Consider the following 17,594-nt stretch of genomic DNA (forward strand, 5'->3'; position numbering starts at 1 on the left):
TCATATCTATTACAAGATATAAAAAAGGCCTTCATAAGAAGGCCTTTCAAGCTAATTAATGATCGTGACCACCAGGTCCATGAACATGACCATGCGCCAACTCTTCTTCGCTGGCATCACGCACTTCAATAACCTTCACATCAAACATCAAAGGAACGCCTGCTAATGGATGATTGCCATCAACAGTCACAGTTTCGCCTTCAACTTTTGTCACAGTAATGAGCTGCGGGCCATTTGGAGACTCAGCATGGAACTGCATGCCTGGCTCAACTTTTTCTACGCCCTGGAAAGCCTGTGCTGGCACTTCTTTGATCAAGTCATCATGACGTTGACCATAAGCATCTTCAGGTTGAACATTAACAGACAACTCGTCATCGACTTTCTTGCCCGTTAAAGCATTCTCAAGACCAGGAATAATATTACGATGACCATGCAAGTAAGCTAATGGCTCATTCCCTTCTGATGTATCGACTAATACACCTTCTTCTGTTTTCACTGTGTATTCAATCAATACGACTTTGTTTTCTTCAATTTGCATAATCATCTCTTTTACTTTCTAGGTACATTGATGAAGCCAAACAAACCGGCTTCAAACTTTCAAAAACTTTTCTACAATAAGACACTTCAAACATTCTCTGTTTTAAAGTGACGATTTTGGGTTAAGAGCAAGGCATTTGAGTTTTGGGTTTGAGGGAGCGTATATCTAATACGTGACCGAGTACAAAATTCAAATAACACAGCTATAGAGCAAAAAGACCACTTTAAGAGACTTTCTCGCCTGCCGCCTGCATATCCGCGTGATATGACGATCTCACCATAGGTCCGCTGGCCACATTGGTGAAGCCCATCTCTTCTGCGATTCTGCCCAGCTCATCAAATTCTTTAGGTGGCATGAAGCGCATGACTGGATGGTGGTACTTACTGGGTTGCAGATACTGCCCAAGCGTTAACATTTCAACGCCGTGAGCTCGAAGGTCTTTCATCACTTCGATAATTTCTTCGTTGGTTTCGCCAAGCCCAATCATTAAACCTGATTTGGTTGGGATGCCGGGATAGCGCTCTTTGAAATTTTTCAGCAAATCCAATGACCACTGATAATCAGCGCCTGGACGTGCCTGCTTATAAAGACGCGGTACTGTTTCCAGATTGTGGTTGAACACATCTGGCAAACCATCAGCCATCAGATCCAGCGCAACTTCCATACGCCCTCTGAAGTCCGGCACTAGTACTTCCACCTTAAGGCCTGGATTCTGTTCTTTGGCGACACGAACACATTCCGAAATATGAGCTGAACCGCCATCACGCAAATCATCACGATCCACTGACGTAATCACCACGTATTTCAGCCCCATTGATTTCACAGAATCAGCGAGGTTTTGTGGCTCTTCCGGATCCAGCGGCAATGGACGACCATGCGCCACGTCGCAGAATGGGCAGCGTCGCGTACAGATATCACCCATGATCATGAAGGTTGCGGTGCCGTGACCAAAACACTCGGGTAGATTAGGGCACGACGCTTCCTCACAAACTGTATGCAACTTGTTGTTACGCAACATGTCCTTAATCTTGGTGATTTGATTGCCGTTTGGCAGACGCACGCGAATCCAGTCCGGTTTGCGCGGCATCTCTTCGGTTGGCATGATTTTTACCGGAATACGCGCCATTTTATCTTCGGCACGCATTTTTTGGCCAGGGATGACCTTTTTCGCCTTAGCTGCAACCTTACCTGTAACATTGCTACTAACTGTTTGATTCGTTTGGTTTTTTACCGGTTCAGAATTTGACATTCACTATTACTCAATGGATTCGCTGATTGGCTCAGGTAATCCGGTCATTTCCAGGCGCTTAGTATAGCCCAATTTGTCGCATAATTGATCAATCAGATCAGGTTTAACGCGCTCCAGATTGTCCGGACCACCCTTCTCGACTATCTGGGTCATTTGCATGCCCTGATAACCGCAAGGATTGATACGTGAGAATGGTTCAAGATCCATATTCACATTCAAGGCCAGTCCATGAAAGGACTTGCCTTTTCGAATTCGTAAGCCGAGCGAGCAGATTTTCTGGTCATCGGTGTAAACGCCAGGTGCATCAGAGCGTGGATAAGCTTCGATGCCATAGAGCGCCAGCATATCGACGATAGCATTTTCGATGCCGGAAACCAGATCTCTCGGGCCCATATTTTTACGCCGCAAATCGATCATAAAATAAGCAACCTGCTGACCGGGGCCATGGTAAGTAACTTGTCCGCCGCGGTCAACCTGCACCACCGGAATTTCTCCGGGAAATAACAGATGCTCGGCTTTTCCCGCCTGTCCCTGGGTAAATACCGGGTCATGCTCAACCAGCCAGATCTCGTCGGTAGTGCTATCGTCACGATTATCGGTAAATTGCTGCATCCGCTTCCATACTGGAACATAGGTTTCATGCCCCAGCTCGCGGATGATTACTGTGGATTGGTCACTCATTGTCAGTTAGATGCCTTATGAAAGTCTTTATAGAGTCATTTTCACGCCTTCAACAGTGAAGACTTCGCGATACATGGCATCTACTTGCTCTTTGCTTTCAACCACAACCATAAATGACAGGGAAACATAATTGCCATCACGGCTGAGCTTGCTGGCGGGAGAATAATCATTGGGCGCATGACGATTGACTACTTCCGCAACTTCCATATCAATGCCATCACGGTTTACAGCCATGACTTTAAAGCATATTTCACACGGAAATTGCCATAACTCATCACGATCATAATTTTGCGTCATAACGCTATTTCACCTTCAATATTTCTGTCGATTTCGCCACGATACAGCTGCGCTTTAAGCTGCTGATAATGGTTGTACATTTGCCGCCAGACAGGGCCCGCAGTGCCATCACCAATAGTAACATCATTTAAGCGGGTAACTGGGCGGATTTCTTTAGTGGAGCTGGTTAACCAGATTTCATCGGCCTGCAGCAACTCATGCTCCGGGATCAGACGCTGTTCGGTCAATATTCCATGCTGCTCAGCCAGCCATAACACGAAATCACGGGTAACTCCCGGAAGTAGGTGCTCACTTAATGGCGGCGTGATAATGACACCATCACGCACGATGAACAGGTTGCTTGATGTTGCTTCGAAAGCCACTCCACTACGTATCAATATGGTGTCATTCGCGCCACATTCAAGGGCCTGCTGCTTGAGCATGCAGTTAGCCAGTAAGGTGATGGCTTTGATATCGCAGCGTTGCCAGCGAATATCTTCTGCTGTGATCACCGAAATACCCTGAAGATCCTTGTCGCTCGGTACTGGCTGCACTTCAGGCAAAGCACTGATCATGGCGAAGATGGTCGGTATGGGTGTTGCCGGAAAGTCATGATTACGCTCGGTGTAGACGCCCCGGGTGATCTGCAAGTAGACCGATGCGTTTTGCAGCGAGTTCTTTTCAATCAGCTGATGACAGATGTCAGCCCAGTCTTGCAGGGATTGCTCCATCGGCAGGCGAATACCACGCAAACTGTTTTCCAGGCGGGCAATGTGCTGCTTAAAGCGAAAGAGCCTGTCGGCGTATACGGGCACCACCTCATAAACTCCATCACCAAACAAAAAGCCCCGGTCAAGTACCGGGACTTTTGCTTCTTCGATGGGTAAAAACTGTCCGTTTAAATAGGCTATGGACACTTATAACTTCCTGATTTTGTGTTAGTAACTTAGTAGAACCAATCTTAATGGAACCAAAGCTTCATGGAATCCCACATACGGCCAAAGAAGCCTGCTTCTTCCACATTATCCAAAGCAACCAAAGGCATACGTTTCACTTCCTGGTCCCCTACTTTAAAGAAGACTTCACCAACCACCTGACCGCGACGAATCGGTGCTATCAACTGTGACTGAATGGTGTAGTTGGCCTGAATCTGGTCTTTCTGGCTTTTCAGCAAAGTTAATGCAGCATCTTGAGCCAGGCCAACCTTAACTTCTTCTTCCTCCCCTTTCCAGACGCGGGCTGTACGCAGGCTTTGACCGGCCTTAAATGGCTTGATATTGGTATAGAAACGGAAACCATAGTTGAGCAGTTTACGGGTTTCGCTGGCTCGCTCAGCTTCACTGTCGGTACCCATGACCACTGAAATCAGTCGCATATCCTCTTTTTCCGCAGAAGACACCAGGCAGTAACCTGCTTCTTCGGTATGGCCAGTTTTAAGACCATCCACATTTAAAGTTGGGTCGCCTAATAACTCATTACGATTACGCTGCTTAATTCCGTTATAGGTGAACTCTCGTTCCGCATAAATGGCGTAATCTTCCGGGAAGTCACGGATCAGGGCGCGTGCCAGAATCGCTAAATCACGGGCCGTGGTGACATGCCCTTCTGCCGGCCAGCCGGTGCTGTTCTTAAAATGAGTATCTTTCATGCCAAGCTTGGCAGCATACTGGTTCATCAAATCTGCAAAGGCTTCTTCGGTACCAGCGATATGCTCAGCCATCGCAATACTGGCATCGTTGCCCGACTGAATAATGATGCCACGATAGAGATCCTCAACGCTGACGTATTTATTGACCTCAATAAACATCAATGAGCCGCCCTTTAGTTTTGGGTTCTGGGCCCAGGCGTTTTCACTGACAAGTACCTTATCGCTAAGACTCAAGTTACCTTTATGCAACTCATCGCCAATGATATAGCTGGTCATCATCTTGGTTAAACTGGCAGGCGGTAGTTTCTGATCTGCATTTTCCTCCATGATAATCTGCCCTGTGTCATAATCCATCAACAAATATGAGCGGGCATCCACATTCGGTTTACCAGGCTGAATGGCAGCCATCGCTGAATTGGCTGCAAGGACAGCAAGTATTCCAAGAGTGAATAATAATTTTAGAGTTTTTTGTTGAACAAACATTGGCTTAACAATCCCAGAATTTAAAGGTTATTCAGTGACAACTTTAGGCGTACCAAAGTTGTATTGATTTAATTGGCGTAAAATATTTTCAGCAGTTCGCGCATCGCGCAAGGGCCCAATTCGCACGCGCTGTAACTTTTGTCCATTGGACTCCACAGCGCTAATCGTAATCGGTTGACCAAAGTGATCACGCAATCTGGCAGCGAGCGTATCGGCTCTTAGTGGATCAGCAAAGGCTCCAACCTGAACAAACAGCTGAGCATTATCTTTTTGCTCTTCCATTGGTGGTAACTCCAGCTCACCAGCCTGCGCTACCTGAGCAGTATTGACTCGGCCAGAACGAGGCGATGCCAGCACTTCAACTTCAACTCTGGCGGTTCCCTGATCCATATAACCGAGCTTTTTCGCTGCAGCGTAGGATAAATCAATAATACGATTTTTCTTGAAAGGACCTCGGTCATTAATCTTAACCACTACCGATTGGCCATTATCCAGATTGGTTACTCGCGCGTAGCTGGGCAAGGGTAGTGTTTTATGGGCTGCCGTGAATTGGTACATATCATAGACTTCGCCAGAAGAAGTACGACGCCCGTGAAATTTCTGTCCATACCAGCTGGCAACGCCAGCATCTTTATAACCGTCACCAGAATCCATCACATGATAGACCACACCATCAACTTCATAATATGGGGGATTGCCCAGTCCGCTTTTAGTTTCTACTTTTGGGGTCGGCTCAGCGATAGGGCCATCAGTAAAAGGCCCCTGCGAACCGTCCGGCGCATAATCAGGACGTAATCGGTCAGCAGGACTGCCGTATTCGTATTCATACTCTTCGGCGGGCGGTGTCGTGGTACAGGCCGCCACCAGCAACAACCCCAGGCTTGCAACCAGGGCTTTACCAGAAGTTACTACAGTTTTTGAAGTCATTTTAATTATCACGCGCGATTCTCAATGCTCATCATTTAGTTAGGTTACTTTGCTTCGACCTGATTTTGCTTGGCATGTTCCACCGCATCTTTAATTTCAAGACTTAGTTGGTGAACTGCCATGGCATATAAAGGGCTACGATTATAACGAGTAATCACATAAAAGTTGTTAAAGCCTAGCCAATATTCTTCTTTGCTTTCCTGTTTAAAGGCATAAATGCCAACGATATCGTCATCCTTGAGTGGCCCCTGGTATTCAAGACCCACCGATTTCAGCTCGCCAAGAGTAAACTTTGGTTTCAGCGTATCGTTGCGGAATTGCTCAACCAGTTTGATATCCGCAGCTGGCAGAAACTCTGCTACTGGTTCACCCATGCGCCAGCCATGCACGTGAAAATAATTGGCCACACTGCCGACCGCATCCTCAACATTATCAAACAGGTTGATATTGCCATCACCGTCAAAATCGACCGCGTAATGACGATAGGATGTCGGAATAAACTGCCCCATACCCATGGCGCCAGCATAGGAACCTTTCGGCTTTGCTAGATCCCAGCCCTGCTCTCTGGCCAATACAAAATACTCTTCCAGCTCACCGGCGAAAAAAGCTCCGCGCTTTGGGTAGTGAAAGGCTAATGTTGCGATGGCATCCACTACCGGGAAGCTGCCCATAACGCGACCATAGCGAGTTTCTACACCGATAATGGCGGTAATAATTTCTGCCGGAACCTGATATTTTTCTTCGGCACGCTTCAAAGTGTCTTCATTTTCCAGCCAGAACTGAACACCCTGCTTGATGCGCTTCTGCTCGATAAAAATAGGACGATACTCATACCAGTCCTTACTTTCAGCTGGGCGACTGATGGCATCAAGAATTGACTGACGAACTTCTACTTTATCAAGTACCATCTGCACATAGTCTTCAGTGAAACCATGCTTTTTATGCATATAACTGGCAAAAGCTTTCGCTTCGGTTGGAGCTTTATCCGGATCTGAATAGGCGTGCGCACTGATGCCTGTAAATGCACAGGCACAGGCCATAACCAATGTTCCAACTGTCTTTTTTATATTTGTTTTCATAAAGCCTCGCTTTATTTGCTATTAAGTTGAATGCAGCCGTCGATGGGTCTGAATCGACATTAATATGCCGAAAGCTGCCATCAGGGTTACTATCGAGGTGCCACCATAGCTGATCAGGGGCAATGGTAGCCCGACCACGGGTAACAAACCACTGACCATGCCTATATTTACAAAAATATAGATGAAGAAGGTTAAAATTAGTGACGCACCTAAAAGTCTGCTAAAGGTTTCCTGCCCTTGCAGGCTGATATAAATACCTCGGACAATCACGAAGGCATAAAGTGACAATAATAGAACGATGCCGACCAGGCCAAACTCTTCACCGATCACGGCAAAAATAAAGTCGGTATGGCGCTCGGGTAAAAACTCCAGTTGTGACTGAGTACCGTTAAGCCATCCTTTGCCATATATGCCACCAGAGCCAATGGCTATCTGCGACTGAATAATATGATAACCGGCGCCCAGCGGATCTCTTTCTGGATTCAAGAAAGTTAATACACGACCTTTTTGATAATCATGCATCACGAAATACCACATAATTGGGATCAGAACCGCTGCTATCAAGATGGCGCCCAGGATGTAACGCCAGCGAATTCCGGCAAAAAAGACGACGAATAAGCCAGAAGCCCCTATCAATAAAGAAGTACCAAGATCCGGCTGCAACATAATCAAGACAACAGGCGTCAGTACCAACACCAGGCTGCCAATAGTTTGTAGGAAGCTTGGCGGTAGCGCCTTTTCAGCAAAATACCAGGCAACCATTAAGGGCACTGCCAGCTTCATGATTTCTGAGGGCTGAAAGCGAATGCCAATATCAATCCAGCGTTGCGCTCCTTTACTGGACTCACCAAAGAAAATCACTGCCAGCAAGAAGATAATACCGACAGCGTATAAGGCTGGCGCCCACTGACGGAAAGTTCTGGGTTCAAACTGAGCCAATACAAACATCACCACCAGGCCAGCGGCGAACCGAACCGCCTGACGCTTGACCAGTGCTATGCTCTCGCCGCCAGCACTATACACCGCCAGCAGGCTGAAACACATGAGCGCAATAATACCCAACAATAATGGCGCATCAATATGCCAGCGCCACAACAGACTGTAGCGCTCCTTGTGGCTATTTGCGGTACTATTGAGCAGTGCCATTAGTCTCTACCTCGGGTTCTGTTGTTTCTTCACTTTCCTGATACTGCTCAATCAAATAATAATCCATCAGCTTTCGAGCAATTGGTGCTGCGTTACTACCACCACCACCAGCATTTTCCATCACTACCGCGATGGCGATTTGAGGGCTTTCATAAGGTGCATAGCCTATAAATAGAGCATTGTCATGGAATTTTTCCGCCAATGTCTCGGCATCATACTCTTCCTCTTCACCAAGACTTTTGACCTGCGCCGTGCCGGTTTTACCGGCAGCGATATATTCTGCTCCCTGGAAAGCCGAACGGGCAGTGCCTTTAGTGCCTGTAATTACATCGCGCATACTTTCCTTGACCAGATCAAGCCAGCGTCCATCACCTACTTCAATCTGGTGATAAGCCATGACCGGCACATTCTGCTCATGAATGTTGCCGTCCACAAATTCACGAACTAACTGCAACTGATAGCGGATACCATCATTGGCGAGAACAGCTGTTGCGTTGGCAAGCTGCAGCGGGGTTACCGTCCAATAGCCCTGACCAATACCAATATTGACAGTATCGCCGTTATACCAGGGTTCTTTGCGTGCACTTCGCTTCCATTCGCGTGAAGGCAGGATACCGATTTTTTCTTCTTCCATATCAATGCCAGTTTTCTGCCCAAAGCCAAACTGCATCATGCCATCATGAATACGATCAATACCGATCCTAACCGCCAGGTCATAAAAGAAGGTGTCGCAGGATTCAATAATCGAGTCCACAACATCCATATAGGGCGCATGCCCCCAGCGCTTCCAGTCCCGATAACGGCGATCATTATTCGGCAAAGAGAACCAGCCAGGATCTCGAACCTTGGTATCAGGCGTGATGACCCCTTCCTTTAACCCTATCCAGGCCAGATGAGGCTTAATGGTTGATGCCGGTGAATAAGTGCCCTGCACCGCGCGGTTATAAAGTGGTCTTTCTGGAGTGAGTAATTTTCGATAATCTTCACTGGAAATACCTCCAGTGAACAAGTTAGGATCATAGCCAGGCTGACTGACCATCGCCAGCACACCACCGGTTGCGGGATCGACGGCAACGATTGAACCACGCGCCCCAACTTCTTTCATCAGCTGAGTGGCTTTTCTCTGCAAGCCCAAATCAAGATAGAGATGAATATCCATTCCAGCGACCGGCTCATCACGTTCCAGAACACGGATAATACGCCCACGCACATCGGTCTCTACTCGCTGACTGCCTACTTCACCATGCAAAATGCTTTCGTAATAACGCTCAAGACCCAACTTGCCAATTTTTGAAGTGGCGGCATAACGTAGACGCGTCTCCTCATCCATGGCTTCAAGCTCTTCAACATTAATGGCGCCCATACGACCCAGAACATGCACCAGCTCATCCTTGTATGGGTAATAGCGCTCCAGACGAGCTTCCAGACTGGCACCGGGATACATATGTTGAACCACAGAAAATTTGGCAACTTCTTCTTCAGTTAAATTTGATTTAAGGACGTAGGAATTGAACTTGGGACGGAATTTAATCTGCTCTAAAAACTTAAGAACCTGCTCATCGCTGATGCTCAATACCTTTCTCAGCTCTTGCACCAGCTTTGGCAGATCCCGGGTTTGTTCAGGCGTGATTTCCAGAGTGAAAATCGAACGATTCTGCGCCAGTAATTTACCATCACGATCATAGATAAGGCCACGAACCGGGGCTACCGACTGAATACTGATACGGTTATTTTCAGATTGAGTCTGGTACTTTTCATAGTCCAGAACCTGCAGCTTGAACTGGCGACTGATCAATACCAGCAATAAGATAAAAACAATCAACAATGCCACAATGCAGCGCGCGAAAAACATCGAAGTTTCGCGACCAACATCTTTTATGGCTTGTCGTTTATACATACCCTATGGACTGAACCCATTGATAAAAATTCATAATCCCTGCTATTTATAATTTGACTGAGCAATCCATTCAATCAGTATTGAATAAACTATGTTTAGACTCTTTTAGAGTTTATTCCCTGTGAGACTTATTCCCTATGAAACTCATTCCCTGTGATAAGGGTGACTCACTGTCACCGACCAGGCGCGATAGAGTGATTCGGCAACGATAATCCGCACCAGCGGATGCGGAAAGGTCAATGCCGATAAGGACCACTTTTGATTAGCGCGCGCCAGACACTCTTCAGACAGACCTTCCGGCCCACCCACCAATAAAACCAGATTGGGATAATGCTGCTGCCAGTGCTCAATTTGCTGAGCCAGCTGTGCGGTGGAAAAACTTTTACCTTTAACATCCAGTGCTACCACCCAGTCACTGGATTGAATCTGCGATAACAGTGTCTTGCCTTCCTTTTCGGTGATGCGACTGATATCAGCATTTTTGCCCCGCTTTTCAGCCGCAACCTCGACCAGCTCCAGTTTAAAATCATTTGGGAATCGTTTGGCGTATTCCTGGAAGCCCTGCTCGACCCAGGCTGGCATTTTCTGACCAACCGTTAATAAACGAACCTGCATGGTTTGTTTTAACTGGTAGCCGTTGTGCGGGCTTCTTTCCAGTTAGGATCCCACAGCTTTTCCAGCTGATAAAAGTCACGCGTTTGCGGCATCATGATATGCGCCACAACATCACCTAAATCGACCAACACCCACTCAGCCACATCATCACCTTCAACACCTAAGGGTTGAACGCCTTCATCTTTAACGCTGGAAACGAGATTGTGGGCGACGGATTTGACGTGGCGGCTGGATGTGCCGCTGGCAATGATCATGTAGTCGGTCACCGAACTGAGACCTTTTACATTGAGAACTTTAATATCTTTGGCTTTGCTGTCTTCTAACTGGTTAACAACCAGATCTTTCAATTGCTCCGCTTGCATTAATTACCTTTGGGTGAATGTGCTTGATAGCCATAGAGGCCATGCCGTTGAATAAAGTCTAGTATAACATCAGGCAACAGAAAACGTGGTGAAAATCCGCTTTTTATTTGTTCTCTGATATAGGTTGAAGAAATGTCCAGCTGCGGCATTTCGCAAAAACCAATTTTGCCGCGAGCAAAATGTGCCAACTCTTCTGGTTTACTGACTCTGTGCTGCTGGTAAAGTTCGGCCACTGGCCCCTGTTGCGGTAGCTCGCTACTGGGTCGCCCCACCACCAGAATATTGCATAAATCCAATAACTCCTGCCACTGATACCAGCTGTCAAGCTTGGCAAAGGCATCGGTTCCCATCAGAAAAATCAATGGGTTATCACCAATTTCCAGCCGTATATTACGCAAAGTCACCACACTGTAGCTTGGCTCTTCTCGCTCCAGCTCTCGAGTATCAAGCGTCAGTTGCGGAGTCGTTTCCAGCACCAGATTGAGCATCTCAATGCGCTGTTCGGTTGTCGCGCCGGGAGTTGGGCGATGGGGCGGATAGGCTGCGGGCATCAATGAGACCTGAGCTTCAGGAAATCGATTGAGCATCTCCTGCGCCATGCGTAAATGGCCTAGATGAACCGGATCAAAAGTACCACCAAGAATGATATGAACCATACCGCAACTGGTAGCCATAACTAATTCATTCCTAAAGATTTTTTCAGATCGGACAAGCCTTTTTCAGCCGATACCTGCGAGGCGGCAGTCTGAGGCTGTACCCGCTTACCGCTACCTCTTAGCGGATTGCAATTGGTCATCAGACAGACCACATGAGCCAGTTCCTGCCAGACATCGGCATCGGCCTGCCCTTTGGCCGATTTATCGAGATAGGTCAGACGCTGTACCAATGCATACCATTTCTTGACGCTGCCTTTACTCATAGCCACTTGCAGTATTTTCTGCCGCTTGGGCCAGACTCGCTGGCTCTGCATGATATTGGCCAGGGTTTCACCCTGTGCCATCTGCTCGGCCCAGTCGGCCAACAGCTGACACTCACGCAACAGTTGATTAATCGGCACCAGCGGATACACACCTTCGGCCTGCAAGGTCGCCAACATGCGTAAGGCACGATCCGTTTGTCCGCTAAGACAGGCATCCGATAGTTCATAGACAGAATAACGGGCGTTGTCACCGACGTATTCTTTGATGTTGTCAGAACTGACTGGCTGGCCGTCGGATAGTAACGACAACATCTGCAAGTCCTGCTGTGCAGCCAACAAATTACCTTCGCAGCGCTCAATCAGAGTAGCAAGCGCGTCTGGCTCTAAAGCCACGCCCAGTTTTCGAGCGCGAGTCGATAGCCATGAGCCCAATCGCTCAGCTGGCACCGGCCAGGCTTCCACCACCAGACCTTTCTGTTCAAGAGTTTTATACCAGGCCAGACGTTTTTCAGAGGAAAGTTTCGGTGCAGTGATCAGCAAAACATCCTGCGGCTCACTGTTAATAAAGGATTGGATAAATTCGCCATGTGCTTTTTTGATACTTTTATCGAAGCGCCATTCCAGCAGTCGGCTCTCAGCAAACAATGACATGGTGCCAGCCTGATCAGTCAGCGGATTGCTGCTACCGGCTTCTTCAATAATTTGTCGCTCTAACAGCCCTTGCTGTTTGCAGTAAGCACGAATGGCATCGACCGCCTCCATCTTCTGCAATGGCTCATCCCCAGCAACCAGATAAACCGGATACAGTGTATTAAGGTTTTTTTCCAGCTGTTCGGGGTAGATTTTCACGCTTAATGACTTCTCCTAGCGACTGACTGTGCCAGCAATTTGCAGCAATAAACGGCCAATAACTTCTTCCTGCATATCGGCAATCAAACGTTGTTGCTCGCGCTCCTGCCCAGATTCAAGGTTACGCTCATAGGCAAATTCGCGGCGACTGGTCATGCGCTGAGTTTCCGGCTGCTGCTCCGATACCATCGCAGGCGTCAGCATCTGATATTCCAGCGTAAAAATCATTTCAAGCTCGGCAGCACGGCCTAAACTATCGCGGGCAACGGTGCGACGTTCAACACCATAATTGACTATCGCCAGTTGCAACTCAGACAACTCAGGTTCATCCACCAGTTGTGCCCCTTGATAAGCGAGGCGTTGCTTGAGGCGACGTTCAAAGTCCGCGTTCATGTCCTGACTGATTAACCAGACTTTAGTGTTGGACAATTCAGCGCCCTGGCCACGCAACTGGAAACCGCAGGCGCTCAAACCAATGATCACCATTGTCAGTAATAACAAAAGACTCAATTGCTTCATCAGTATCTTCCTTTGGTTTCCTGCTTACGCTTCTATGTTCGAGTTTGTCGCAAATCAATTCGCAACAATGTTCACCAGCTTACCCGGCACCACAATCACTTTTCGAACTGTGCTATCGCCAATAAACTTCTGCACATGCTCATCGGCCATCGCCAGCTTTTCGACTTCATCTTTGCTGGCATCGGCGGCCACGGTAATCTTGGCGCGAACCTTGCCATTGACCTGCACGATAATCAGTTTTTCATCCTGCACCATCGCAGCCTTATCAGCTGTTGGCCATTCGGCATCCACCACGTCAACACGTTCTTCGCCAACCAGTGAACCCAGAGCCTGCCACAAAACAGTACAGATGTGCGGCACAATTGGAGCCAGCATCAATACCGCTGCATCCAACGCTTCCTGCATCACGGCACGATCCTGTTCGCTCGACTCTTCGGCTTTGCTGACGTGGTTTAACAATTCCATCACCGCAGCAATCGCCGTATTAAAGGTATAGCGACGTGCATAATCGTCAGTGACTTTAGCAATGGTTTCGTGCGTTTTACGGCGCAATGCTTTTTGGTCATTGTTCAGGCTTGCCACATCCAGCTTGGCTACTGGGCCTTTTTGCTGATGACTTTGCACCAGTTTCCACAGACGACGCAAGAAACGCAGCGAACCTTCAACTGCGGAATCCTGCCACTCCAGCGCCTGATCCGGCGGCGAAGCAAACATGGTGTACAAGCGCATGGTATCAGCACCATACTCGTCAACCATCGACTGCGGGTCGATACCATTATTTTTCGACTTGGACATTTTAGTCATACCGGCATGAGTCACCTCACGGCCTTCGCTGTCCACCGCCTTAATAATTCGTCCTTTATCATCACGCTCAACCACTTCAACTTCAAGCGGTGAAACCCAATGACGGGCACCTTTGTCATCGATGTAATAAAAAGCATCCGCCAGCACCATGCCCTGACACAGCAACTGCTTGGCTGGCTCATCGGAATTGACCAGACCCGCATCGCGCAATAATTTGTGGAAGAAACGGAAATACATCAGGTGCATGGTGGCGTGCTCAATACCACCAATGTATTGATCCACTGGCAACCAGTAATTGGCCTGCTCAGGATTCAACATACCCTCGTCATAACCGGTGCTGGTGTAACGCGCGTAATACCAGCTCGACTCCATAAAAGTATCGAAAGTGTCAGTCTCACGAACGCCTTCAACGCCATCAACTATTGCCTTCTTCCACTCTTCGTCTGTGTTCAATGGGCTGGTCACGCCATCCATCACCACATCTTCGGGCAAACGAACCGGCAGCTGATCTTCCGGAGCAGGAACAACCGAACCATCCGGCATATTGATCATCGGGATCGGCGCGCCCCAATAACGCTGGCGGGAAACACCCCAATCACGCAGGCGGTAATTAACCGTCTTTTTGCCTTTGCCTTCGGCTTCTAATTTAGCAGTAATGGCAGCAAATGCTTTGTCGAAATCCAGGCCATCGAATTCGCCCGAATTAAACAGAATGCCTTTCTCAGTATGCGCCTGTTCGCTGATATCCAGCTCAGAACCATCAGCAGGTTTCACCACTGGCGCGATATCAATGCCGTATTTAGTCGCGAATTCATAGTCGCGCTGGTCATGCCCCGGAACAGCCATTACAGCGCCCGTGCCATAATCCATCAGTACGAAATTCGCCACCCACACCGGTACTTTTTTACCGCTTAATGGGTGAATCGCATAAATTCCGGTTGGCATACCTTTCTTTTCCATGGTCGCCATGTCTGCTTCGGACAGCTTGCTGTGTCGACATTCGTCAACGAACGCTGCCAGCTCAGGATTGCTCTTGGCTGCTTTAGTCGCTAATGGATGAGCGGCCGCCACTGCTAGATAGGTTACGCCATATAAAGTGTCCGGGCGTGTGGTGTAAACGTGCAATGGCTCAACGCCATCACCGTTGCCATTTTCTACCGAGAACTCAACCTCAACCCCTTCCGAACGACCAATCCAGTTGCGCTGCATAGTCTTAACCATCTCAGGCCAGCCATCCAGCTTATCCAGATCATTCAACAGCTCTTCGGCGTAAGCAGTGATCTTAATGAACCACTGCGGAATCTCTTTCTGCTCAACCGGCGTATCACAGCGCCAGCAGGCACCATCCACCACCTGTTCATTGGCCAGAACCGTCTGATCATTCGGGCACCAGTTGACCGATGAGGTCTTCTTATAGACCAGACCTTTCTCATACAGCTTAGTAAAGAACCACTGCTCCCAGCGATAATACTCAGGCTTACAGGTCGCCAGCTCGCGATCCCAGTCGTAAGCAAAGCCCAGCATTTTCAGCTGACCTTTCATGTACTCAATATTTTCATAGGTCCAGGGCGCAGGCGACGCCTTATTCTTGACCGCCGCATTTTCCGCAGGCAAACCAAACGCATCCCACCCAATCGGCTGCAACACATTCTTGCCCTGCATCCGCTGGAAACGTGAAATCACATCACCAATGGTGTAGTTACGAACATGGCCCATGTGCAAACGGCCACTCGGATACGGAAACATGCTCAAGCAGTAATACTTCTCACGGGAAGCATCTTCCACCGCTTTAAAAGTCTTATTTTGCTGCCACTTTTGCTGGATTTTTCCTTCAATTTCAGAAGGTTGATAATGTTCTGGTAGAGATTGTTCTGATAGTTGCATTGCTTGCAGATTCTTGAATTAATGACTCGTTACAGGCTCATCGTTACGGCCCACCGACACAAGCCTCTAAGGATACCTGAGTGGCCCAATCGCAACAAGCGCAAATCCCCGTAAAATGAAGGTTTATGAGGGGTGAGGTGGGGGTTGAGAGATAGAAGTCGATGGGGGCGGCTTCTGTTTGATACTCACGTCTTTCAAAGACCATTTAGATCTATAAATTATGTAATCAGACTTTAAGCTGCTAGATTTATCTCCCTCTATACTTAGAAGCCGCTTCGTAAAATTTCATCAACTCTTTTATGGTTTCTTCTGGTATTCTATCAATGGTCTTATAGCAAAACTCTCCGGCTGCTTCACCGTAAAACTCTTTAATACCTTCTTCTAGATGCAGTATTAATCCCAAATCTTTACTTAAGAACAACACTCCGTAAACACTAACTGTCCGATCTGTGCATTTAAGAATCTTTTCATCAAAACCATCAAATGGAAGCAATTTTAGAGAAAGTGGAGTATCCAAGTTGGGGTTATCTAAATTCTCTACCTGTTCTTTATCAATATAGAGTCTTGGTGAACTTCCCCAAAAATCATCTTGATAAACATATCCCGCTAAGTGAACCCTTTGCCCTGCAAACTCTCGTGGATTCTCTAGCACATCCTTTAAACTTACCAATCGATGATCATCAGTCCTGCCATCCTTGCATGATGACACCAGAAATAATGAGAAAATTAATATAGTTTGGATTAGTTTTAACATTTTGTATTACCTTGATAGATACATGACTGTTTAAATTTAGGATTGTGCCATTCATAAATCCTTACGGATTCATTGGCAAATTGCACATAAACCCTTGTTCCAATTAATGGGGGCAGAGTACATTTTTATTCTTCTTTGGTCTACCGGCATCCCTGACCACTAATGACCTTGCGGTCAACTTTTCAACCTGGTCAACAAAGTCATCTCGCCCAAGCACCAACCCCTTCTGGGTAACTGCTCTAATATCCTCAACCATTGCATCATCAAGCTGATATCGAAAAAGCTCTCGGTAGGCTTGCCGCCTCTCTTTTGAGTTTTCTCCCAGTTTCAGATAAAGCCCATGTGGACTTGCCAATTTTGACTCTTTTCCTAAACCATTCACACAATAACTCGACCATTTATATTGACTCGGCTCGGTAACCATTCCTGCCCTAACTGGATTCAACTCTATGTACCGATAACACTCAAGTAAGTATCTTTCTGTGTCCAGCAAACAGGATTTAAAACGCCCTTCCCACAAAGTCCCCGTCCTTTGGTAAACGTAATTAAAGTACCTGACGTAACTGCGACCAACAGATTGCATCATCTTTGATATCGCTCCCGCAGTGTTGGGGGTTACTAGCAGGTGGACATGGTTGGTCATAAATACCCAGGCATGAATATCTACGCTATATTTTTGAGATGCGCGATGTAAGTGATGAGCGTACATTGAAAAGTCTTCTTCAGAGACAAAGCAGACTTGACGGTTATTTCCTCGCTGAATGATATGCTGTGCATATCCAGGTAAATCTAATCGCGGCTTCCTTGCCATGCCTTTTTATTTGGTAATAACTTTGGAGGTATTATAGGTACCCGCTCAGCGATTTATATCAGCATTTCACTACAATCCCTGTGAGCTATCGATTAATGTACTCTGAAAATCATAAGTCGCCCCCTCCGTTGAGGCATCCAGAGGTATACTCAG

General features: G+C 47.4%; 18 protein-coding genes. All 18 read right to left on the minus strand.

All coding sequences use genetic code 11. The features are described from left to right. Positions 1-55: 55 nt before the first annotated feature. The gene (locus HUJ19_RS09225; RefSeq protein WP_290623685.1) at positions 56-538 is read right to left on the minus strand and encodes a peptidylprolyl isomerase; all 483 of its coding nucleotides are present in this window, start codon (positions 536-538) and stop codon (positions 56-58) included. Positions 539-761: 223 nt separating this feature from the next. Continuing rightward, positions 762-1,682: a lipoyl synthase gene (lipA, locus tag HUJ19_RS09230; RefSeq protein WP_367273996.1), complete on the minus strand. Its 921-nt coding sequence runs from the start codon at positions 1,680-1,682 to the stop codon at positions 762-764. A 111-nt stretch (positions 1,683-1,793) separates the two neighbouring features. Continuing rightward, positions 1,794-2,468: a lipoyl(octanoyl) transferase LipB gene (lipB, locus tag HUJ19_RS09235; protein WP_290623689.1), complete on the minus strand. Its 675-nt coding sequence runs from the start codon at positions 2,466-2,468 to the stop codon at positions 1,794-1,796. 27 nt (positions 2,469-2,495) lie between these two features. Beyond that, complete coding sequence (locus tag HUJ19_RS09240; protein WP_290623691.1) at positions 2,496-2,765, minus strand: DUF493 family protein; 270 nt, start codon at positions 2,763-2,765, stop codon at positions 2,496-2,498. Then, positions 2,762-3,661 carry a D-amino acid aminotransferase gene (locus HUJ19_RS09245; RefSeq protein ID WP_290623693.1) on the minus strand — a complete coding sequence of 300 codons (900 nt, stop codon included), beginning with the start codon at positions 3,659-3,661 and terminating at the stop codon, positions 2,762-2,764. The genes HUJ19_RS09240 and HUJ19_RS09245 overlap by 4 nt, the downstream gene beginning before the upstream one ends. Before the next feature lie 44 nt (positions 3,662-3,705). Beyond that, the gene (locus HUJ19_RS09250; RefSeq protein ID WP_290623695.1) at positions 3,706-4,875 is read right to left on the minus strand and encodes a D-alanyl-D-alanine carboxypeptidase family protein; all 1,170 of its coding nucleotides are present in this window, start codon (positions 4,873-4,875) and stop codon (positions 3,706-3,708) included. A gap of 27 nt (positions 4,876-4,902) precedes the next feature. Further along, entirely contained in the window at positions 4,903-5,802 is a 900-nt protein-coding gene (locus HUJ19_RS09255; protein ID WP_290623697.1) for a septal ring lytic transglycosylase RlpA family protein, read from the minus strand. Positions 5,803-5,846: 44 nt separating this feature from the next. Then, positions 5,847-6,881 (minus strand): lytic murein transglycosylase B, encoded by a 1,035-nt coding sequence (gene mltB / locus HUJ19_RS09260; RefSeq protein WP_290623699.1) that lies wholly within the window; start codon positions 6,879-6,881, stop codon positions 5,847-5,849. Positions 6,882-6,902: 21 nt separating this feature from the next. After that, a complete protein-coding gene (gene rodA / locus HUJ19_RS09265; RefSeq protein WP_290623701.1) occupies positions 6,903-8,027 on the minus strand; it encodes a rod shape-determining protein RodA in 1,125 nt (374 codons plus the stop codon). Beyond that, the gene (gene mrdA, locus HUJ19_RS09270) at positions 8,011-9,924 is read right to left on the minus strand and encodes a penicillin-binding protein 2 (RefSeq protein ID WP_290623703.1); all 1,914 of its coding nucleotides are present in this window, start codon (positions 9,922-9,924) and stop codon (positions 8,011-8,013) included. The genes rodA and mrdA overlap by 17 nt, the downstream gene beginning before the upstream one ends. 144 nt (positions 9,925-10,068) lie before the next feature. After that, positions 10,069-10,539, minus strand: a complete 471-nt coding sequence (rlmH, locus tag HUJ19_RS09275; RefSeq protein ID WP_290623705.1) for a 23S rRNA (pseudouridine(1915)-N(3))-methyltransferase RlmH — start codon at positions 10,537-10,539, stop codon at positions 10,069-10,071. An 8-nt stretch (positions 10,540-10,547) separates the two neighbouring features. After that, entirely contained in the window at positions 10,548-10,901 is a 354-nt protein-coding gene (gene rsfS, locus HUJ19_RS09280) for a ribosome silencing factor (protein ID WP_290623707.1), read from the minus strand. Further along, positions 10,901-11,575 carry a nicotinate-nucleotide adenylyltransferase gene (gene nadD / locus HUJ19_RS09285; RefSeq protein ID WP_290623709.1) on the minus strand — a complete coding sequence of 225 codons (675 nt, stop codon included), beginning with the start codon at positions 11,573-11,575 and terminating at the stop codon, positions 10,901-10,903. Before nadD ends, rsfS begins: the two co-directional genes overlap by 1 nt. Before the next feature lie 2 nt (positions 11,576-11,577). Then, entirely contained in the window at positions 11,578-12,669 is a 1,092-nt protein-coding gene (gene holA / locus HUJ19_RS09290; protein WP_290623711.1) for a DNA polymerase III subunit delta, read from the minus strand. Positions 12,670-12,684: 15 nt separating this feature from the next. Continuing rightward, positions 12,685-13,188 (minus strand): LPS assembly lipoprotein LptE, encoded by a 504-nt coding sequence (gene lptE, locus HUJ19_RS09295; protein ID WP_290623713.1) that lies wholly within the window; start codon positions 13,186-13,188, stop codon positions 12,685-12,687. Between the two features lie 54 nt (positions 13,189-13,242). After that, positions 13,243-15,876, minus strand: a complete 2,634-nt coding sequence (gene leuS / locus HUJ19_RS09300; RefSeq protein WP_290623715.1) for a leucine--tRNA ligase — start codon at positions 15,874-15,876, stop codon at positions 13,243-13,245. 247 nt (positions 15,877-16,123) lie between these two features. Continuing rightward, positions 16,124-16,630 (minus strand): hypothetical protein, encoded by a 507-nt coding sequence (locus HUJ19_RS09305; RefSeq protein ID WP_290623717.1) that lies wholly within the window; start codon positions 16,628-16,630, stop codon positions 16,124-16,126. A 103-nt stretch (positions 16,631-16,733) separates the two neighbouring features. Continuing rightward, entirely contained in the window at positions 16,734-17,441 is a 708-nt protein-coding gene (locus tag HUJ19_RS09310; RefSeq protein ID WP_290623720.1) for a transposase, read from the minus strand. Positions 17,442-17,594 lie beyond the last annotated feature (153 nt).

The sequence above is a fragment of the Kangiella sp. genome, assembly GCF_014762745.1.
Taxonomy (GTDB): domain Bacteria; phylum Pseudomonadota; class Gammaproteobacteria; order Enterobacterales; family Kangiellaceae; genus Kangiella.

Excerpts from the sequence above, each read along its gene's own strand:
- lipB (WP_290623689.1), bottom strand. The coding sequence starts at position 2,468 with ATGAGTGACCAATCCACAGTAATCATCCGCGAGCTGGGGCATGAAACC.
- mrdA (WP_290623703.1), bottom strand. The coding sequence starts at position 9,924 with ATGTATAAACGACAAGCCATAAAAGATGTTGGTCGCGAAACTTCGATG.
- HUJ19_RS09255 (WP_290623697.1), bottom strand. The coding sequence starts at position 5,802 with ATGACTTCAAAAACTGTAGTAACTTCTGGTAAAGCCCTGGTTGCAAGC.
- rsfS (WP_290623707.1), bottom strand. The coding sequence starts at position 10,901 with ATGCAAGCGGAGCAATTGAAAGATCTGGTTGTTAACCAGTTAGAAGAC.
- rlmH (WP_290623705.1), bottom strand. The coding sequence starts at position 10,539 with ATGCAGGTTCGTTTATTAACGGTTGGTCAGAAAATGCCAGCCTGGGTC.
- HUJ19_RS09225 (WP_290623685.1), bottom strand. The coding sequence starts at position 538 with ATGCAAATTGAAGAAAACAAAGTCGTATTGATTGAATACACAGTGAAA.
- HUJ19_RS09305 (WP_290623717.1), bottom strand. The coding sequence starts at position 16,630 with ATGTTAAAACTAATCCAAACTATATTAATTTTCTCATTATTTCTGGTG.
- lipA (WP_367273996.1), bottom strand. The coding sequence starts at position 1,682 with ATGCGTGCCGAAGATAAAATGGCGCGTATTCCGGTAAAAATCATGCCA.
- lptE (WP_290623713.1), bottom strand. The coding sequence starts at position 13,188 with ATGAAGCAATTGAGTCTTTTGTTATTACTGACAATGGTGATCATTGGT.
- HUJ19_RS09310 (WP_290623720.1), bottom strand. The coding sequence starts at position 17,441 with ATGGCAAGGAAGCCGCGATTAGATTTACCTGGATATGCACAGCATATC.
- HUJ19_RS09240 (WP_290623691.1), bottom strand. The coding sequence starts at position 2,765 with ATGACGCAAAATTATGATCGTGATGAGTTATGGCAATTTCCGTGTGAA.
- HUJ19_RS09250 (WP_290623695.1), bottom strand. The coding sequence starts at position 4,875 with ATGTTTGTTCAACAAAAAACTCTAAAATTATTATTCACTCTTGGAATA.
- mltB (WP_290623699.1), bottom strand. The coding sequence starts at position 6,881 with ATGAAAACAAATATAAAAAAGACAGTTGGAACATTGGTTATGGCCTGT.
- nadD (WP_290623709.1), bottom strand. The coding sequence starts at position 11,575 with ATGGCTACCAGTTGCGGTATGGTTCATATCATTCTTGGTGGTACTTTT.
- leuS (WP_290623715.1), bottom strand. The coding sequence starts at position 15,876 with ATGCAACTATCAGAACAATCTCTACCAGAACATTATCAACCTTCTGAA.
- rodA (WP_290623701.1), bottom strand. The coding sequence starts at position 8,027 with ATGGCACTGCTCAATAGTACCGCAAATAGCCACAAGGAGCGCTACAGT.